The sequence below is a fragment of the Lutibacter sp. A64 genome (assembly GCF_022429565.1).
In the GTDB taxonomy this organism is placed as follows: domain Bacteria; phylum Bacteroidota; class Bacteroidia; order Flavobacteriales; family Flavobacteriaceae; genus Lutibacter.
Genome location: NZ_CP092487.1, coordinates 2804929 through 2824711, shown reverse-complemented (window position 1 = coordinate 2824711; position 19783 = coordinate 2804929). Strand labels below are relative to the sequence as shown.

Genomic DNA, 19783 nt, shown 5'->3' with positions numbered 1-19783 from the left:
TTAAGGCGAAACTCTACATATTATTGTTTAAGATTTTTGTATTGGCATTATATATGCCAATATTTTTTAGTTGTGAAAAACCCACTATAATTTCTAAGAATAAGCAAATTGTACAAAAGGACAGTATTGTATTTTGGATTACTCAATCCAAACAGACAAACATCAGTTCTCAAAAAAAAACAGCACTAAAAAAAGCATACTCTGCAACTAAAAAAATAGCTTTTGATTCTATTAAAAATAACTTTTTAGCTGAAATAGCAATTGAGGCTGAAATTATAGATTTTGACTCTTTATTTATAGAAGTAAACAAAGAATCGTTAGAGTTAGCTACCAATTTTAAAAATTTTTTTAAAATTGGTGATGCACATTGGAATTATGGAAACTATTATACAGATTTAGAAGTAATAGACAGTGCATATTACCATTACCATAAAGCGTACGAAAATTTTAAATTAGCAAAACATGATTATTATTCGGCTAAAATGCTATACAATATGGCATTTATACAAGGGCGTTTAAAAGATTACACGGGAAGTGAAGTATTGATTTTTGAAGCTATTTCAAAATTTGAAAAAGCAGATAGAAGTATTCAACTTTACGAGTGTTATAATTATTTAGGTATAATTTATATTGAACTTGAAGAGTATGACCGCGCTATTTTTTATCACAATAAAGCATTGGAATATTTAGCTAAAGTTAAAAATAAAAAAAATTATAAAGAAGGTAGCTTGGGTAACTTAGGGTTAACCTACCAAAAACTTAATAATTACGAAAAAGCCATTGAATATTTCCAAAAAGCATTAGATAGTCGTGTAGTAAAAAATGAAAACACTAACTTTTACGCACGTTTAATAGATAATATTGCCTATACAAAATTTTTAAGAGGAGATACTATTGATATTACAGAGGATTTTAATAAAGCGCTTAAAATTAGGGATAGTTTAGGTATTATTTCTGGCGTAGTAATTAGTAAAAGGCATTTGTCAGAATTTTATGCTGTTAAAAAAGATACAAGTTTAGCTGTAAAATATGCAAATGAAGCTTTTGATTTGGCAGATCAAGTTAAAAATAATAGGGATAAACTAGAAACTTTATTATTATTATCTAAAGTAGACGCTCAAAAATCTAACGAGTATTTAAAGCAATATGTACATATAAGTGATAGCCTTCAAGTTGAAGATAGAAAGATTAGAAATAAATTTACCAGACTCCGTTTTGAAACAGATGAATATATTCTAGAAACAGAGAAACTTTCTCAACAAAATTTACTAATTTTATTGGGAGGTTTTTTAATGATTCTAATTTTTTCTTTTGCCTATGTAATGAGGGTTCAAAGAATAAGAAATAAAGAGTTAATGTTTGATAAAGAACAACAAAAATCCAATCAAGAAATTTTATCTTTAATGATAAAACAACAAACAAAACTAGAAGAAGAACGTTTAAAGGAGCGTCATAGAATTTCTGAAGATTTACATGACGGTGTTTTAGGGAAAATTTTTGGAACTAGATTAGGTCTAGGATTTTTAAATATTACTGGAGATAAAACTACCATAGAAAAACATAAAAACTATATTGATGAACTTCAGAATATTGAAAAAGAAATTAGAGCAATATCGCATGAATTAAAAAATGAAATTTTATCATCTAAAGAAAATTATTCAAAAATCATTAAAGATTTAGTTGAGAAAAGAAGTAACTTACAGAATTTTAAACATGTATTCTATTGTAATGAAGACATTGATTGGGATATTATAAATGATGAAATAAAAATTAATCTATATAGAATATTGCAAGAAGCATTGCAAAACATAATTAAATATGCCGATGCTACTTATGTTGAAATAAAAATTGATTTAGAAAATAATTATATTACGTTGCTAGTAAAAGATAATGGAAAAGGTTTTAATATTAAAGAAAAAAGAAAAGGAATTGGATTGAAAAACATGAAGTCAAGAGCAAGTAAAATTGATGGAAGTATTGAAATTAATTCCTTAAAAAATGAAGGAACCACAATTTTAGTAACATGCCCAATACAGATTATAAATGAAGAGTAAAATCTATAAAGTATTAATTATTGACGACCATCCTATTATTGCAGATGCTTATAAAAGTGCGTTTGAATTTATTAGCTTAGAAAAACCAACAATTAAATTTGAAATTTCTATTGCTACAAATTGTGATGAAGCTATTGAAATAATAGAAAATACTTCAAAAAAGAAAGGAATAGATATTGTTTTTTTAGACATATCACTTCCACCATCAAAAGATGGGGTATATTTATCAGGTGAAGATTTAGGAGTCGCTATTAATGATTTACTTCCAAAATGTAAAATTATTGTAGCAACTACGTTTAACGATAATTATAGAATACAAGTAATACTTAAAAATGTAAATCCAGAAGGTTTTTTAATAAAAAATGACATTAATAAAGATGAATTGGTTTTTGCAATAAAAACAGTATTAGATGGGTCTCCATATTATAGTAAATCTGTATTAGAATTGTTTAGAAAACAAGCCTCTATAGATTATAAATTAGATAAAATAGATAGACAATTATTGTATGAAATGTCTATTGGAACAAAAATGAAAGAACTTCCTAACATTATTCCAATGTCTTTAGCGGGTTTAGAAAAAAGAAAAAAGCAATTAAGAGAATTACTTGAAGTTAAAAATAATACCGATAGAGAATTGATCTTAAAAGCAAAAGAGAAAGGGTTTATTTAAAAATTCTTTTTGAATTAAATCTATCTTAAATAAATAGAAAAAATTCATGTTTTAATATATCTAAATTATTATTAAAATACTTCATTAAGAAAAGTTTAACATTAAAAAATAAGGGAAAATATAATTATAAACGACATAGTAAGTAATAATCATTATTTTTGAAAACTTAAAACAAGCAAAACTAACTTACAATATGAGAAAAATATTAGCCCTCTTAACCCTTTTATTGCTTTTTTCAACAAGCTATGCTCAAATTCACGACCCTGTTAAATGGTCAACCTCAGTAGAAAAAATCTCTGACACCGAATACGATTTAATTATTAAAGCTTCTATCGAAGATAAATGGCACTTATATTCGCAAAACGTTCCACAAGATGGACCAATTCCTACAACATTTGCATTTGAAGAAACTGATCAGTTTGAATTAGTAGACAGTGTTATTGAGGAAGAAGGGCATACTGTTCATGACCCAGTTTTCGATATGGAAATTAAATATTTTGAAAACCAAGCGGTTTTTAAGCAACGTATTAAATTAAAAAGCGAAAACACTCTAAAAATTATAGGTGAAGTAGAGTTTATGGTTTGTGATGATGCCAGTTGTTTGCCTCCAACTTATGTAGATTTAGAATTTAATATTTCTGGAGAAAAAGTAGCTGTTGCAAGTGTTGATAACAATGAAACTAAAGAAACTGTTGCGCCAATTAAAAAGAAAGACGATTCAACAAATAAAAGTTTATTAACAATTTTTATTATTGCTTTTTTATCGGGTTTTGCAGCATTGCTTACACCATGTGTTTTCCCTATGATTCCAATGACTGTAAGCTTTTTTACAAAACAAAGTAAAAGTAAAGCAGCAGGTGTTAAAAATGCTGTTATTTACGGAGCTTCTATAGTAATTATCTACGTTTTATTAGGAATGCTTGTAAGTGCTATTTTTGGAGCTGACGCCTTAAATGCATTATCAACTAATGTATGGTTTAATGTTATATTCTTTATCTTGCTTATAGTTTTTGCGGTATCATTTTTAGGTGCTTTTGAATTAACACTTCCAAGTTCTTGGGGTACAAAAGCAGATGCTCAAGCAGATAGAGGAGGGTTAATAGGTATCTTTTTTATGGCATTAGCGTTGGCTATTGTTTCATTCTCTTGTACAGGACCAATTGTAGGTTATTTATTAGTTGAAGCAGCCGTTTCAGGAAGTCAAATAGGACCAATTGTTGGTATGTTTGGTTTCTCTTTAGCATTGGCTATTCCATTTGCATTGTTTGCAGCATTTCCAGGTTGGTTAAATTCATTACCAAAATCTGGAGGTTGGTTAAATACAGTAAAAGTCGTTTTAGGATTTTTAGAATTAGCACTAGCATTTAAATTCTTATCAAATGCTGATTTAGTTTTACAATTGCATTGGTTAGAACGCGAAGTGTTTTTAGCAATTTGGATTGCAGTCTTTGGTGTATTAGCCTTTTATTTATTTGGAAAAATACAATTACCACACGATTCACCTTTAACGCATATTTCAGTAGGAAGATTAAGTTTAGGTTTGATAGTACTATCATTCACAATTTATATGATTCCAGGGCTTTGGGGCGCACCATTAAATTTAATTAGTGCATTTCCACCAGCACAACACTATAGCGAGTCGCCTTACGGAGTAGGGTTTAAAAAACTTGGAGAAGCTGGAGCATCAACAAGTAACCACGGAGATTTACCAGAAGGAGCACATTTAATGGCGCCACATAATATACTCGCTTTTAACGATTACGACTTAGGTTTGGCGTATGCTAAAAAAGTAAACAAACCAGTAATGCTTGATTTTACAGGACATGCGTGTGTAAACTGTAGAAAAATGGAACAAAATGTTTGGGTAGAAGACCATGTATTGCCAATTTTAAAAAATGATATTGTATTAATATCTTTATATGTAGATGATAAACGCCCTTTACCAGAAGGAATGGAAATAGAATCTAAATTACGTCCAGGAAAAAAGCTGAGATATATAGGGCAAAAATGGAGTGAGTTTCAAACAATAAAATACCAAGCAAATGCACAGCCATTTTATGTTTTAATGGATCATAATGAAGATAATTTAATGGATCCAGCTGGATATACTCCAGATGCAGACGAATATCATGACTGGTTAAAAGAAGGAATTTCAAAATTTAATAATAAATAAGAAGAATGAGAAAAATAGTAATAGTAGTTAGTGCAGTTTTATTAATGATATCGTGTAAACCAGAAGCACCAAAAGATTATGTAACATTAGCAGGAACAATAACAAATCCAAATTCAGACTCTTTAATTGTTGCCCAAAGAACCATATTAAAAACCATTAAAGTAAGTGAAGATGGAACCTTCTCAGATACTCTAAAAGTAAAAGAAGGAAACTATGTTTTGTTTGACGGAAAAGAACAAACTACAGTTTATTTAAAAAATGGATATGATTTAGATTTAACGGTAAATACTGCAGAATTCGATGAAACTATTACTTATACAGGTAATGGAGCAGAAGAAAACAATTATATAGCCGCTGTAGCACTTTTACAAGCATCAGTGCTTTCAGATGATTCTTTATTTAAATTAGAAAAACCAAACTTTGATGAAAAAATTGAAGCTCTAAATTCTAAATTTAAAAATATATTGGCTGAAGCTAAAATTGCAGATACCGCTTTTGTTGCAGGTCAAGAAAAACAAATTGATGGTTTAACAAAATATATTGCTTCTACATATGAAGAAAAACAATATTTAATTACAGTATTAGGAAAAGGAAACGCTTCTCCAAAATTTACAGATTACGAAAATTTTAAAGGAGGAACAACTTCATTAGACGATTTAAAAGGAAAATATGTATATGTAGATGTTTGGGCAACTTGGTGTGGTCCTTGTAAAAGAGAAATTCCTTACTTAAAAGAAGTTGAAAAAGCATACCACGGAAAAAATATTGAATTTGTAAGTATTTCTATAGATCAAGCTAAAGATCACGAAGCTTGGAAAACTATGGTTGCAGAAGAAGAATTAGGTGGAATTCAATTATTTGCAGATAACGATTGGAAATCAAACTTTGTTCAAGAATATCAAATTAAAGGAATTCCTAGATTTTTATTAATCGACCCTGATGGAAATATTGTTAGTTCTGATGCTCCTAGGCCATCTTCAGAAGATTTAATTGCATTGTTTGATGAATTAAAAATATAACAATAGTTTTAATTTAAATACAGTATAAAAGATACTAGTTTGGTTTGTTAAGCTAGTATCTTTTTAGTTCAAGTTTAGTACATATATAGGTAAGTTAAATAGTTATAAATAATGAGTTCTTCTGAATTAGAAATTTATTTTCAAAAGTATAGAGATAATATTGTAGGAATTAATCAATCTTTTCAATCTCCTTACGGAGAAAAAGAAATTATTTATACAGACTGGACAGCCAGTGGAAGATTGTATAGACCTATTGAAGAAAAACTATTAAATCAATTTGGACCTTTTGTTGCCAATACGCATACCGAAACGTCTATTACTGGGTCGGTAATGACTATGGCTTACCACAAGGCTAGAAATATAATTAAACAGCACGTAAATGCAAGTTCAGACGATGTTTTAATTACAGATGGTACTGGAATGACAGGCGTTGTAAATAAATTTCAACGTATTTTAGGATTAAAAGTTTCAGAAAATTTAAAAGAATACACTTCGGTTCCTGAGCTGTTAAAACCTATTGTTTTTATTACACATATGGAACATCATTCTAACCAAACATCTTGGCTAGAAACTATTGCAGATGTAGAAATAATACCTTGTCAAGATTCGGGTTTAATTTGTTTTGAAAGTTTTCAAAAACTATTGGATCAATACAAAGAAAGACCTATAAAAATAGCCTCCATAACAGCTTGTTCTAATGTAACAGGAATTAGAACAGATTATCATAAAATAGCAAAAATTATACATCAAAACGGAGGTTTGTGTTTTGTAGATTTTGCTTGCTCTGCACCTTATGTAGAAATAAATATGCACCCAGAAGACGAAGAAATGTATTTAGATGCTATTTTCTTCTCACCACATAAATTTTTAGGAGGTCCTGGAACATCAGGAGTGCTTGTTTTTAATAAAAAATTATATAAAAATCTAGTGCCAGATAATCCTGGAGGAGGAACTGTAAATTACACAAATCCTTGGGGTGACCACGATTATGTAGATGATATTGAAACCCGTGAAGATGGCGGTACACCTGGCTTTTTACAAAATATAAAAATTGCACTTTCTATTCAGTTGAAAGAAGAAATGGGAATTGATAATATTTTAGCTAGAGAACACGAAATTAACGAGTTGGTTTTTGAAAAATTGACCAAAATTCCAAATCTTAAAATTTTAGCTCCACAGCATCAAGATAGATTGGGTATTTTTTCTTTTTTTATTGAGAATGTTCATTTTAATTTAATTGTAAAATTATTAAACGATCGTTTTGGAGTGCAAACAAGAGGTGGGTGTTCTTGCGCTGGCACATATGGTCATTTTTTATTGCACGTAGATCAAAACACTTCAAAAGGTATTGAAAAACAAATATTAGGTGGTTGTATGGTAGAACGTCCAGGATGGATTCGTATGTCCATTCACCCAACTATTACAACTCAAGAAGTTTTATATGTATGCGAAAGCATTAAACAAGTTGCAGAAAATTACAAAGAGTGGGGGGCAGATTATGAATATAATGCATCTAAAAACGAGTTTATTCATAAAATAGCAGCACCAATTGAGAGTAAGATTGTAAATAATTGGTTTAACTAATAATTTAAGGAAGTAAATTTTTCTATATTTGAATCCATAAATTTTTTTAAATGGATACACTTATATTTTTTCTTAGAGAAGGTTTGTTTCATGTATTAGATTGGAATGCTTATGATCATATTTTATTTTTAGTAGCATTAACAGTTGTTTATGATTTTAAAAATTGGAAAAAACTAATTTGGTTAATTACACTTTTTACAATAGGTCATACCTTATCTTTAATTTTAGCAGCCTATAAAATTGTTTCGGTTGATACAAAATGGATAGAATTTCTTATTCCTGTAACTATACTTATTACTGCGGTAGTTAACATTTTGTATGTAAAAAACACTACAAAGCAATTAAAAACAAATACAAATTTAGTTTTTGCACTCTTTTTTGGCTTAATTCATGGGCTTGGTTTTTCTGGATATTTTAAAATGATTATAGGTTCTTCAGAAGATAAGTTTATACCTTTGCTAGAGTTTGCATTGGGAGTTGAGTTAGCACAAATAGTAGTGGTATTAATAATACTTATTTTAGGATTTATATTTCAAACGTTTTTCAGATTTTCTAAAAGAGATTATATACTTATAATATCTTCTATTGTAATTGGTTTTGTGTTACCAATATTAAAAGACAATGTATTTTGGTAAAACTTTAACTCGAAGTTAGTATTAATCTTTTTACTTTCGTAACAATCATTAAAAATGAAGAAAAAACAATTAAAATACGATCGTGCCTACATGAGAATGGCTTTAGAATGGGCAAAATTATCCTATTGTAAAAGAAAAAAAGTAGGTGCATTAATTGTAAAAGATAGAATGATAATTTCTGACGGTTTTAATGGTACACCTACAGGTTTTGAAAATTGTTGTGAAGAAGAAGTTGGAGACACAAAATGGTATGTATTGCATGCAGAAGCAAATGCAATTTTAAAGGTTGCTAGTTCTACGCAATCTTGTAAAAATGCCACGCTCTATATTACATTATCACCTTGTAAAGAATGTAGTAAATTAATACATCAATCAGGTATAAAACGGGTGGTGTATGCAAACGAATATAAAGATACTTCTGGCGTGCAGTTTTTAGAAAAAGCTGGAGTTGAAATAACACATCTTAAAGATTTAAAATGATAAATAAAAAAGCAAATTTGCCAATTTTTATTGGATTGGCAGTGGCTATAGGTATATTAATTGGAAGTACTATAAATTTTAAAAACAAGGCTGTTATATTTAGTTCAAATACCACAGAAGCTAAAATAAAACGCTTAATAAATTACATTCAGTATGATTATGTAGATAAAGTTGATACAGATAGCCTTTTAGACGATGCTATTACTAATATGCTTGTAAAACTAGATCCACATTCTGTGTACATTCCAAAAGAAGAATTGAAGCAGGTAACCGAAAATATGCAAGGTAAATTTGTTGGAATTGGAGTCTCTTTTTTAGTACATCAAGATACGGTAACCGTTACAGGTGTAATTGATGGCGGCCCAAGTTATAAAGCAGGAATTAAAGCAGGAGATAGAATTATTATTGCAGATAAAGATACACTTTTTGGAGAGGTTTTAATTAAAAATGCAGGTGTTAGTGAAGCTGAAAAAAGTTCGTTTGTAGCAAGCAGACAAATTTCTGATGCGGTGATGAAATCACTCAAAGGCGAAGCAGCTACCGAAGTAATGCTTAAAGTTTATAGACGCTCCATAGATGAAGTATTAGACATTCCAATTGTTAGAGATGAGGTGCCAATTAAAAGTGTACCGGCATATTATATGATAAATAATACATTGGGATATATAAATATAGAACGTTTTGCTAGAACAACTTACTTAGAGTTTAAATTAGCTCTAAATGAATTAATTTCAAAAGGAATGAAGTCTTTAGTTTTAGATTTAAGAGGTAACGGTGGAGGTTATATGGATATAGCAAATAGCATTATTGATGAATTTTTAGAAGACGGAAAACTTATTGTTTTTACAAAAAATAAAAATGGTGAAGTAGATAAATCATATGCTACTAAAAAAGGTTCTTTTGAAGATGGAGATGTGTATGTTTTAATAGATCAAAATTCGGCTTCAGCAAGTGAAATTGTTGCCGGTGCTTTGCAAGATAACGATAAAGGAACTATTGTTGGACGTAGGTCTTTTGGAAAAGGATTAGTACAACAAGAAATGGATTTAGGTGATGGTTCTGCAGTTAGGCTTACAACTTCAAGATACTATACACCAACAGGAAGATCTATTCAAAAATCGTATGCAGATCATAACACCAAATTATATAATAGCGATTATATCAATAGAATTCATAACGGAGAGTTGCTTTCTAAAGATAGCATTAAAGTTGTAGATACTTTAAAGTATACAACGCCAAAGGGTAAAGTTGTTTATGGTGGAGGTGGTATAATTCCAGATGTTTTTGTAGCAATAGATACTACGCGAACTTACAATAGTTTGTTTTACAGTGGTTTAAATGGATTTGTTTTTGAATATATAGATAATCATAGAACTGAATTAAATAACTGGAAATTAGACGATTTTGTTGCTAATTTTGATGCTGATGGAAAAATATTTGATTTGTATTTAAATGAATTAAATTTAAGAAAACCACTAAGTCCAGAAGCTAGAGAAGATTTAAGATTATATTTTAAAGCATTTTTTGCACGTGATTTATTTGATCAAACTGGGTATTATATGGTAACCCAAAAGAAAGATAATATGATTTTAAAAGTGGTTGAGTTAGATACTAATAAATAATACACATTTTTAAGCATAACCTAATTTTATTTTGACAGCTAATAAAAAAATATATTTTGCATCCGATCAACATTTTGGAGCTCCAACAATTGAGCAAAGTAAAGTTCGTGAACAAAAATTTGTAAACTGGTTAGATACTATAAAAGCAGATGCTGAAGCTATTTTTTTACTAGGAGATCTCTTTGATTTTTGGTTTGAATATAAAAAAGTAGTTCCAAAAGGTTTTATACGCGTCTTAGGCAAGCTTGCAGAATTAAAAGATAGTGGAATTCAAATTTATTTTTTTGTTGGTAATCACGACCTTTGGATGGAAGATTATTTTGAAACCGAATTAAATATTCCAACTTACTATAAACCAAAAGAATTTACCTTTAATAATAAACTGTTTTTAATTGGCCACGGAGATGGTTTAGGGCCTGGAGATAAAGGTTATAAACGTATGAAAAAAGTGTTTACCAACCCGTTTTCAAAATGGTTGTATAGGTGGTTGCATCCAGATATTGGAGTTGCATTGGCTCAATATTTATCGGTTAAAAATAAATTAATTTCTGGAGAAGAAGATGTCAAGTTTTTAGGTGAAGATAATGAATGGCTAGTGCATTATTGTAATAAAAAATTAACTGAAAAAGCGTATAATTATTTTATTTTTGGGCACCGTCATTTACCCATGAATATTCAACTTACAGAAAATTCAAAATACATTAATACCGGCGATTGGATTTCTCATTTTACTTATGCAATTTTCGACGGACAAGAAATGGTGTTAAAATCTTATTAAACCTAGGGGTTTATAACTTTTTTTAACCAATTTTTAACAAGAAATAAAAAAATATTTATGCTATTTGCATTGTGTTAGAAAGCATGTTAAATTCACGCGGTAAAAACTATAAAAAATGATTGAAGAAAATAACGTTTCTATTGATATTAAAGCTATCAATGAAAAAATTGAAAAAGAAAGTGCCTTTGTCGATTTGTTAATAATGGAGATGAACAAAGTAATTGTTGGTCAAAAGCACATGATAGAACGATTGCTAATTGGTTTATTGGGTGATGGGCATATTTTACTAGAAGGGGTTCCAGGATTAGCAAAAACACTAGCAATTAATACGCTATCAAAAGCTGTTCAGGGAGGTTTTAGTAGAATTCAATTTACGCCAGACTTATTACCTGCCGATGTTGTTGGAACAATGATTTATAGTGTAAAAGATAATGATTTTACCATAAAAAAAGGTCCTATTTTCGCAAATTTTGTATTGGCAGATGAGATAAACCGTGCACCTGCAAAAGTACAATCTGCATTGTTAGAAGCAATGCAAGAGCGTCAAATTACCATTGGAGATACTACTTTTAAGTTAGATGAACCATTTTTGGTAATGGCAACTCAAAACCCAGTAGAGCAAGAAGGAACATATCCGTTACCAGAGGCGCAAGTAGATAGGTTTATGCTAAAAACGGTAATAGACTATCCAAAAATTGACGAAGAGCAATTAATAATGCGCGCAAATCTAAAAGGTAGCTTTGGAACTGTTAATGCAGTAGCATCTATAGACCAAATTAATAGAGCTAGAGTTGCAGTAAAAGAAGTGTATATGGACGAGAAAATAGAGAAATATATACTAGATATTATTTTTGCAACACGTTATCCAGAAAAATACGATTTACCAAGCCTACAAGGCTTAATTAGTTTTGGAGCTTCACCACGTGGAAGTATAAACTTAGCCATGGCAGCAAAATGTTATGCTTTTATTAGAAGAAGAGGTTATGTAATTCCAGAAGATGTACGCGCAGTTGTACATGATGTTTTACGCCATAGAATTGGAGTTACTTATGAAGCAGAAGCAGAAAATATTACCTCAGAAGATATTATCAATCAAATAGTAAATCAAGTAGAAGTACCTTAGTAGTTGGCGGTCTCAAATCACAGTTGACAGTTTTTTACAAAACTGAAACAACTAAAAAATGCAATTGAATACTGCAACTGAATACTGCAAACTAGATAATATGGATACCAAAGAAATACTAAAAAAAGTTCGAAAAATAGAGATTAAGACACGTCGTTTGTCTGATCATATATTTTCAGGCGAATATCACAGTTCGTTTAAAGGACGAGGTATGACTTTTTCTGAAGTGCGTAAATACCAATACGGAGATGATGTTAGAGCAATAGATTGGAATGTTACCGCGCGTTATAACGAGCCTTTTATTAAGGTTTTTGAAGAAGAACGTGAATTAACAATGATGTTGATGGTTGATATTAGCGGCTCAGAATTTTTTGGAACAACACAACAATTTAAAAGAGATACACTTACTGAAATAGCAGCAACATTAGCTTTTTCAGCAATTCAAAATAACGATAAAGTTGGTTTGTTATTATTTTCAGATCAAATGGAGTTGTTTATTCCTCCTAAAAAAGGGAAAAGCCACGTACTTCGAATTATTAGAGAATTGATAGAATTTAAACCAAAAAGTACCAAAACCAGTATTAACGAAGCTTTAAAATTTTTATCAAGTGTAATAAAAAAGAAAGCCATTGTTTTTGTGCTTTCAGATTTTATGGATACTGATTACGAGCATACATTAAAAATTGTTGGTAGAAAACATGATGTAACAGGTATTAGAATATATGACGAGCACGATGTTTCTATTCCAAACCTTGGAATGGTTCCAATGTTAGATGCTGAAACCGGAAAAACACTATTGGTAAATACAGCTTCAAAAAGTGTAAGAAGAGGGTATGAAGCCTATTATAATGAATCGGTAACGTATTTTGAAAAAACATTTACACGTTGTGGAGCCGGTACTATAAGTTCTCGAATTGATGAAAGTTATGTAAAAAAATTATTAGGTTATTTTAAACATAAAGGTTCATAGAAGTGAATTATAAAATGAAAAAACAACTAGTTTATATATTATTTTTTATTGGTTTTATTGGAATTGCACAGGAACAACCTGTAACAATTTCAGTAGATACTACAACCATTAGAATTGGAGAACAAATACAGTATAAAATTTCTGTAAATGAAACTTCTAATGTAATTTTTCCTGAATTTAAATTAGATAGTTTAGGTAAAGTTGAAGTTGTAGAAGCACTTACAATAGATACATTAAAAAATAAACTTGAAAAAAAATACATACTAACTAGTTTTGATAGTGGTCAATATTTAATTCCACAACAAAAAGTTCTTATAGATAGTAAGCAATTTTTAACAGATTCTTTATTGGTAAATGTTGCAACCGTAGAGGTAGATACTACTAAGCAAAAAATGTATCTTATAAAATCCATTAAAAGAGAACCAAAAACTTTTGATGATTATAAGCATTTATGGTGGTGGGCTATTCCAATAATATTACTGTTTGCTTTAATATTGTATTTTATTTTTAGAAAGAAAATAGAAAAGATAGTACCAAAACCATATGTTGCTCCAATACAAGAAGCTATGTTGCGTCTTAAAGAGTTGGATGAAAAGCAGTTAGTACAACAAAATAAAATTAAAATTTATTATTCTGAATTAACAGATATTGTAAGAACGTATATAGAAAAAGACATCAAAATTCCAGCATTAGAGTCAACTACTAATGAGCTAATTGAAACTATTGAAGATTTTAATGAATCTAGTAAATTAGGAATTTCAAAAGAAACTATAGTACAGTTAAAAGAAGTGTTAGAAAGTGCAGATTTAGTGAAATTTGCAAAATCTAAACCTATTATTGAAGAAATAAAAGATGATAGAACTAAGGTTGAATCTATTTTAAACAATACCCAAAACGCGGTTCATATCGCCAATCAAAAGAAAGTAGAAGAAAACCCAGAAGAAGCTACGGTTTTAGTTGAAACACCAATTCAAAAGAAATCATCTTTCAAAAAATACCTAATTATTATTTTAGTGGCTATAGTATTAGCGATTGGTGGTTTAGGTTATGTTGGTTATAAGTATATTAAAACTAATATTTTAGGAAAAACCACTTCAGAAATGATTGAAGAGCAATGGTATAAAGCTTCTTATGGAAATCCAAAAATAACCTTGGAAACACCAGAAGTGTTAACATTGCAATCTGTACAACTTCCAGAGAATAGTATGTCTACAATTGGAGAATTTAATGTGTTTGCGTATGGAAGTCCGATTAGTAATTTTTATATAGTTGTTTCTACTACTCATTTTATAAGTGAATTAGAGCAAATGGATATGGATTTGGGAATAAATAATGCTTTAAACGGTATTGAAAAGCAGTTTAATACCCAATTTACTAATATTAAAAAAGAAAATATTAGAATAGATGGTGTTAAAGGGAAAAAAGCATCTGTAGAATATAAAAGACTAAACGAAGCAACACAACAAATGGAAGATTACAAACTAACAATGTTGTTTTTTGCTGATAAACAAGGAATGCGTCAAGTGTATGTTTCTTCTTTATGGAGTGACGATTCTGCCGAAAGTGTTGTAAACAGAATTATTAAATCAGTATCCTTAAAACAATAAGTATGTTTCAGAATTTTGAATTTTTACATCCGCAGTTTTTATGGTTATTAGTTTTAATACCAATACTTGCTATTTGGTTATTTTTGGTGCGAAAAAAAGAAAGTGCCACATTAACAATTTCAAGTATAAAAGGTTTTGAAGTTAAACCTTCAATCTTATCAAAATTAAAACCTTTATTACACGTGTTACGTTTAGTAGCACTTACATTATTAATAGTAGCTTTAGCACGTCCAAGAAACGTTTCTGTAAGTAAACGTACTAAAACTAATAAAGGGATAGATATTGTAATGGCAATTGACGTTTCAGCAAGTATGTTAGCGCGCGATTTAAAACCAAACAGATTAGAAGCCTTAAAAAAAGTGGCAACAGAATTTGTAAATCAACGCCCTAATGATAGAATTGGAATTGTAGTGTATGCCGGTGAAAGTTTTACGCAAACACCAATTACAAGCGATAAACGAATTGTAAGAAATACCATCTCAGATATTAAATGGGGACAGTTAGATGGCGGAACTGCAATTGGAATGGGATTGGGTTCTGCAGTTAACAGATTAAAAGAAAGTAAAGCAAAAAGTAAGGTTATAATTTTACTAACAGACGGTGTAAATAATACCGGTTTTGTAGATCCAAAAACAGCCACAGAGTTAGCCGTTGGCTTAGGAATTAAAGTGTATACCATTGGTTTAGGAACCAACGGAACAGCATCTTTTCCGTATGCAAAAGACCCAAGAACAGGAAAATTATTATTTAGAAGTTCTCCTGTAGAAATAGACGAAGAATTATTACAATATATAGCTAAAGAAACCGAAGGTCAGTATTTTAGAGCTACCGATAACACAAAGTTAAAAGCTATTTACGAAGAAATAAATAAGTTAGAAAAAACTGAAATAGAAGAATTTAAATACTATAATTATCAAGAAAAATATAGATTTTTAGTCCTTCTAGCAGGTTTATTAATATTAATTGAAGTGTTTTTAAAGAATACGGTATTTAAAAGTTTTATTTGATGATGACTGTTGAATTGTTTAACTGTTGAATCATGTAATAAAGTTTGGGTGTTATTCCTGTGTAGGCAGGAATGACAATTGACATAAAAATTAAATTAATTATATCAAAAGAATTAAATTTTATTTCAGAAGAAAATTATGATAAACTAAGAGTTGAAATCGGCAAAATATCGAGAATGTTAAATGCTTTACGAAAAGCACATTTAAATAATTGAACCATTCAACCTTTAAACTATTAAACTAATAAAAAATGTATCAAATAGAAGAACCAACATATTTTATTTACTTAGCAATTATTCCAGTAGTATTTGTGCTGTTTTTGTTGGTGCTTTGGTGGAAAAAAAGAACCCAAAAACACTTTGCAGATAAAAAACTTATTGAAAAATTAAGTCCTCAAAAATCGGGGTTTAAATCGTTTTTAAAAATAATAGTAATTTGTTTAGGACTCGCTTTTTTAGTAATCTCACTAACAAACCCTAAAATGGGAACCAAGTTAGAAACTGTTAAAAGAGAAGGTGTAGATATTGTTTTTGCGCTAGATGTTTCTAAAAGTATGTTAGCAGAAGATATTGCTCCAAGTCGTTTAGATAAAGCAAAACAGATAATTACTAGAGTAATAGAAAATTTAGGAAGCGATAGAATTGGTATTATTATTTATGCCGGTAATTCGTATCCATTATTACCAATTACTACAGACCATGCCGCTGCAAAAATGTTTCTTCAAAATGCAAATCCCGATATGGTTTCTAGTCAGGGAACAGCAATAAACGATGCCATAGAAAGAGGAATTACCTATTTTGATAATGATGAACAAACCAACCGGTTTTTATTTATAGTTTCAGACGGAGAAGATCACGAAGAAAATACTATTTCTTTAGCAAAAGATGCTACAAAACAAGGAATTAAAGTATATACCGTTGGAGTTGGTTCAGAAAAAGGAGCGCCAATTCCTATAAAAAGTAACGGTCAGGTTGTAAGCTATAAAAAAGATAATAAAGGTGAAGTAGTGATTACAAAAATGGTTGAAACTGTTTTAAGAGATATTGCCAATGAAGGAAATGGAAAATATATCAATGGAAATAAAACACAGGAAACCATTGATACTATTGAAGATATTTTACTAAAAGCTGAAAAAAGCGAATTCGAAACAAAGAAATTTGCAGATTTTAAAGATCAATTTCAATGGTTTTTAGGTATAGGATTATTATTCCTAATATTAGATGTATTATTGTTGGAAAAGAAAACAACATGGATTCAAAAATTAAATTTATTTAATCAAACTGAAAAGAATGAAAAATAGATTAGTACTTATATTTTTATGTGTCACAGGATTGGTTTTTTCGCAACAAGAAAACACCGATAAATTGGAGCGTGAAGCTAGAGAAGATGTTAGGGAAGGTAATAAATTATACAATCAATTAAAGTTTGATGAAGCTGAAGTTGCTTATAAAAAAGCACTTTCTAAAAATCCAAATTATCCAAAAGCTTCGTATAATTTAGGAAATGCTATCTATCAACAAAATAGAAATAAAGAAGCTGTTGCTCAATTTGAATTGGTTGAAAAAACAGCTACAGATAAAATGAGTAAAGCAGAAACCTACCACAATATGGGGAATGCTTTTATGAATGAAAAGCAATACGATAAAGCCGTTGCTGCTTATAAAAATTCGATGCGAAATAATTCTAAAGATGACGAAACACGTTACAATTTAGCACTGGCTCAAAAACTATTAGAAGAGCAGCAAAATCAAGACAATAAGGATAACCAAGATAACAAGGACAACAAAGATAATAAAGATAACAAGGACAATAAAGACGATAAAAACAAAGATAAAGAAGGCGGAGACGACGACAAGAAAGAAGACAACAAAGACGATAAAAAGGACAAGGGAGACGATAAACAAGATGACAAAGGAGATCCAAAAAAGAATGACGATAAGAAAGATGAAGACAAAAAACAAGATCAAAAACCACGTCCTAATCAATTATCACCTGAGCAAATGAAACAGTTGTTAGAAGCAATGAACAACGAAGAGAATAAAACTCAAAAGAAACTAAATGCTGAAAAAGCAAAAGGAAAAAAAGTTAAACAAGAAAAAGACTGGTAAATTTAATGAAATAGCCTAAAAATTTTAAAAATTCGAACGTTATTCTGATTAGTTCACTCAGTGGAGTAAAAGAGCTATTTCAGAAGCTTATCTTACTAATATCAATTAGTATTAAACTGACGAAATTTTATTTTTTAGACAACTTCCTTAAGTACCAAAAACAAATTATAAATTTCAGAAAAATGAAATTATTGAAGTTTTACATAGTAACTATTTTATTATTTACATCGCAAGTGTTTTTTGCTCAAATAGAGCTTAAAACAACTGTTAGTAAAGACAAATTAGGTGTAAACCAGCGCTTCAGAATTGTTTTTACAGTAAACAAACAAGGAGCCGATAATTTTAAAGCACCACCATTTACCAATTTTAAAGTGGTTGGTGGTCCAAGTTCTTCAGTAAACCAATCGTGGATTAACGGAAAAGCCAGTTATGCACAATCGTATATTTATATACTAGAACCAAAAAAAGTGGGTGAATTTTTAATTGCTCCTGCCGAAATTGAATACAATAATAAAATAATAAAATCTAACTCCATTAAAATTACGGTTTTAGATGCCGTTGAAATTCCTAAAGATCCAAACAATCCAGAATATATTGCGCAACAAAACATTCATTTGGTTGCAGAAGTTTCAAATTTAAATCCTTATGTTGGTGAAGGTATTTATGTAGTTTACAAGCTTTTTGTAAGCGAAAATATAAGTGTAAACGATTGGCGCGTAAGTGAAACGCCACAATATAATGGTTTTTGGAACCAAGATATAGAAGTAAAAAATATTAAGGTTCAAATGGGTAAATACAATGGCGAAGATTACAGATATATTGTTTTAAAACGCGCCGTATTAATTCCGCAAAGAGATGGAAAATTAAAAATAGAACCAATAAAAATGGATTTCTCTGTTGGTATTCCAACAGGTAGAGGAGACTTTTTTGGTAATATGATTACAAAAAATATAAATTATGCTACAGCTTCTGCTATTAGAACTGTAAACGTAAAACCATTACCAGAACAAGGAAAACCATTAGATTTTGCCGGTGCAGTTGGTGATTTTAACTTTGAAGTTAAAGCCAATAAAAACGTGTTAAAAGCAAACGATGCCGCACAATTAACAGTAAAAGTTTCTGGAAAAGGAAATTTAAAACTGTTTGAAATTCCTAAAATAGTTACACCACCAGAATTAGAGGTATATACGCCAGAACATAAAGAGCAAGTAACAACAGCCTTAACAGGTTTAAGCGGAAATATAATAGATACCTATACTGTTGTTCCGCAATATAAAGGGAAATATAAAATACCAGAAGTTGCCTTCTCATATTTTGACCCTAAACAAGAAAAATACATCACTATTAATGCGCCAGCAACTATTGTAGATGTAACAGAAGGAAAAGAATTGCCTTCAGCAGTCAATAATAGTGCTTCTAGCGCATCTAAACAAAATGTGGTTGCAACTGGTGATAATTTTAGATTTATTGCTTTAGATGCAGATTTACAACCTAAAGTTAAATCGGAGTTTTTAAAGTCAGATTTGTTTTATTTATTGTTGTTTCTGCCATTTTTAGCTATACCAATAGCTATTTTTATCGGTAAAAAACGTGCAGCACGTGCAAGAGATGTCTTTGGAAATAAAATTAGAAAAGCAGATAGATTGGCAAAAAAATATTTATCTGAAGCCAAAAAACAACTTGGAAATCAAGAAGCGTTTTACATTGCACTTGAAAAAGCATTGCATAACTTTTTAAAAGCTAAATTACAGGTTGAAACTTCTGAAATTTCAAAAGAAAGAATTTCAGAAATATTAACAGATAAAAGAATTGATACACCTATAATAAAAGAATTTATAGATGTATTAAACGATTGCGATTTTGCCCGTTATACGCCAACAACAAATGTAATGATGGAGCAAGAATTTGAAAAAGCAAAAAAAGTAATAACCAATATTGATAAGCAGTTATAAA

At 29.7% G+C, this 19783-nt stretch carries 16 protein-coding genes; all 16 read left to right on the top strand.

Features of this window, described 5'->3' with window-relative positions:
- The first annotated feature begins 53 nt into the window (after positions 1 to 53).
- The 16 genes from MKD41_RS11460 to MKD41_RS11385 all read left to right on the top strand — a co-directional run bounded on the left by MKD41_RS11460 (position 54) and on the right by MKD41_RS11385 (position 19782).
- Positions 54 to 2054, top strand: coding sequence for a tetratricopeptide repeat-containing sensor histidine kinase (locus MKD41_RS11460; protein WP_240242428.1), 2001 nt, complete (start codon positions 54 to 56; stop codon positions 2052 to 2054).
- Positions 2044 to 2724 (top strand): response regulator, encoded by a 681-nt coding sequence (locus MKD41_RS11455; protein WP_240242427.1) that lies wholly within the window; start codon positions 2044 to 2046, stop codon positions 2722 to 2724. Before MKD41_RS11460 ends, MKD41_RS11455 begins: the two co-directional genes overlap by 11 nt.
- Before the next feature lie 193 nt (positions 2725 to 2917).
- The gene (locus tag MKD41_RS11450) at positions 2918 to 4897 is read left to right on the top strand and encodes a protein-disulfide reductase DsbD family protein (protein WP_240242426.1); all 1980 of its coding nucleotides are present in this window, start codon (positions 2918 to 2920) and stop codon (positions 4895 to 4897) included.
- A 5-nt stretch (positions 4898 to 4902) separates the two neighbouring features.
- Positions 4903 to 5916 (top strand): redoxin family protein, encoded by a 1014-nt coding sequence (locus MKD41_RS11445; RefSeq protein WP_240242425.1) that lies wholly within the window; start codon positions 4903 to 4905, stop codon positions 5914 to 5916.
- A gap of 111 nt (positions 5917 to 6027) precedes the next feature.
- Positions 6028 to 7500 carry an aminotransferase class V-fold PLP-dependent enzyme gene (locus tag MKD41_RS11440; protein ID WP_240242424.1) on the top strand — a complete coding sequence of 491 codons (1473 nt, stop codon included), beginning with the start codon at positions 6028 to 6030 and terminating at the stop codon, positions 7498 to 7500.
- 50 nt (positions 7501 to 7550) lie between these two features.
- Complete coding sequence (locus MKD41_RS11435; protein WP_240242423.1) at positions 7551 to 8135, top strand: HupE/UreJ family protein; 585 nt, start codon at positions 7551 to 7553, stop codon at positions 8133 to 8135.
- Positions 8136 to 8189: 54 nt separating this feature from the next.
- A complete protein-coding gene (locus tag MKD41_RS11430) occupies positions 8190 to 8615 on the top strand; it encodes a deoxycytidylate deaminase (protein ID WP_240242422.1) in 426 nt (141 codons plus the stop codon).
- Complete coding sequence (locus MKD41_RS11425; protein WP_240242421.1) at positions 8612 to 10237, top strand: S41 family peptidase; 1626 nt, start codon at positions 8612 to 8614, stop codon at positions 10235 to 10237. The genes MKD41_RS11430 and MKD41_RS11425 overlap by 4 nt, the downstream gene beginning before the upstream one ends.
- 31 nt (positions 10238 to 10268) lie before the next feature.
- Entirely contained in the window at positions 10269 to 11015 is a 747-nt protein-coding gene (locus MKD41_RS11420; protein ID WP_240242420.1) for a UDP-2,3-diacylglucosamine diphosphatase, read from the top strand.
- 115 nt (positions 11016 to 11130) lie between these two features.
- Complete coding sequence (locus MKD41_RS11415; protein WP_371824264.1) at positions 11131 to 12138, top strand: AAA family ATPase; 1008 nt, start codon at positions 11131 to 11133, stop codon at positions 12136 to 12138.
- Between the two features lie 100 nt (positions 12139 to 12238).
- A complete protein-coding gene (locus MKD41_RS11410) occupies positions 12239 to 13108 on the top strand; it encodes a DUF58 domain-containing protein (protein WP_240245032.1) in 870 nt (289 codons plus the stop codon).
- 14 nt (positions 13109 to 13122) lie between these two features.
- A complete protein-coding gene (locus MKD41_RS11405) occupies positions 13123 to 14715 on the top strand; it encodes a hypothetical protein (protein WP_240242419.1) in 1593 nt (530 codons plus the stop codon).
- Positions 14716 to 14717: 2 nt separating this feature from the next.
- Positions 14718 to 15722, top strand: a complete 1005-nt coding sequence (locus MKD41_RS11400) for a vWA domain-containing protein (protein WP_240242418.1) — start codon at positions 14718 to 14720, stop codon at positions 15720 to 15722.
- 250 nt (positions 15723 to 15972) lie between these two features.
- Positions 15973 to 17022: a VWA domain-containing protein gene (locus tag MKD41_RS11395; protein WP_240242417.1), complete on the top strand. Its 1050-nt coding sequence runs from the start codon at positions 15973 to 15975 to the stop codon at positions 17020 to 17022.
- On the top strand, positions 17012 to 17830 hold the full coding sequence (locus MKD41_RS11390; protein ID WP_240242416.1) for a tetratricopeptide repeat protein: 819 nt from the start codon (positions 17012 to 17014) through the stop codon (positions 17828 to 17830). The genes MKD41_RS11395 and MKD41_RS11390 overlap by 11 nt, the downstream gene beginning before the upstream one ends.
- Before the next feature lie 182 nt (positions 17831 to 18012).
- Positions 18013 to 19782 (top strand): BatD family protein, encoded by a 1770-nt coding sequence (locus MKD41_RS11385; protein WP_240242415.1) that lies wholly within the window; start codon positions 18013 to 18015, stop codon positions 19780 to 19782.
- Position 19783 lies beyond the last annotated feature (1 nt).

Bases quoted from the DNA above. Each gene is read 5' to 3' on its own strand.
- MKD41_RS11425 (WP_240242421.1), top strand. From the start codon at position 8,612: ATGATAAATAAAAAAGCAAATTTGCCAATTTTTATTGGATTGGCAGTG.
- MKD41_RS11415 (WP_371824264.1), top strand. From the start codon at position 11,131: ATGATTGAAGAAAATAACGTTTCTATTGATATTAAAGCTATCAATGAA.
- MKD41_RS11405 (WP_240242419.1), top strand. From the start codon at position 13,123: ATGAAAAAACAACTAGTTTATATATTATTTTTTATTGGTTTTATTGGA.
- MKD41_RS11390 (WP_240242416.1), top strand. From the start codon at position 17,012: ATGAAAAATAGATTAGTACTTATATTTTTATGTGTCACAGGATTGGTT.
- MKD41_RS11455 (WP_240242427.1), top strand. From the start codon at position 2,044: ATGAAGAGTAAAATCTATAAAGTATTAATTATTGACGACCATCCTATT.
- MKD41_RS11460 (WP_240242428.1), top strand. From the start codon at position 54: ATGCCAATATTTTTTAGTTGTGAAAAACCCACTATAATTTCTAAGAAT.
- MKD41_RS11385 (WP_240242415.1), top strand. From the start codon at position 18,013: ATGAAATTATTGAAGTTTTACATAGTAACTATTTTATTATTTACATCG.
- MKD41_RS11400 (WP_240242418.1), top strand. From the start codon at position 14,718: ATGTTTCAGAATTTTGAATTTTTACATCCGCAGTTTTTATGGTTATTA.
- MKD41_RS11440 (WP_240242424.1), top strand. From the start codon at position 6,028: ATGAGTTCTTCTGAATTAGAAATTTATTTTCAAAAGTATAGAGATAAT.
- MKD41_RS11435 (WP_240242423.1), top strand. From the start codon at position 7,551: ATGGATACACTTATATTTTTTCTTAGAGAAGGTTTGTTTCATGTATTA.
- MKD41_RS11445 (WP_240242425.1), top strand. From the start codon at position 4,903: ATGAGAAAAATAGTAATAGTAGTTAGTGCAGTTTTATTAATGATATCG.
- MKD41_RS11395 (WP_240242417.1), top strand. From the start codon at position 15,973: ATGTATCAAATAGAAGAACCAACATATTTTATTTACTTAGCAATTATT.
- MKD41_RS11450 (WP_240242426.1), top strand. From the start codon at position 2,918: ATGAGAAAAATATTAGCCCTCTTAACCCTTTTATTGCTTTTTTCAACA.
- MKD41_RS11430 (WP_240242422.1), top strand. From the start codon at position 8,190: ATGAAGAAAAAACAATTAAAATACGATCGTGCCTACATGAGAATGGCT.
- MKD41_RS11410 (WP_240245032.1), top strand. From the start codon at position 12,239: ATGGATACCAAAGAAATACTAAAAAAAGTTCGAAAAATAGAGATTAAG.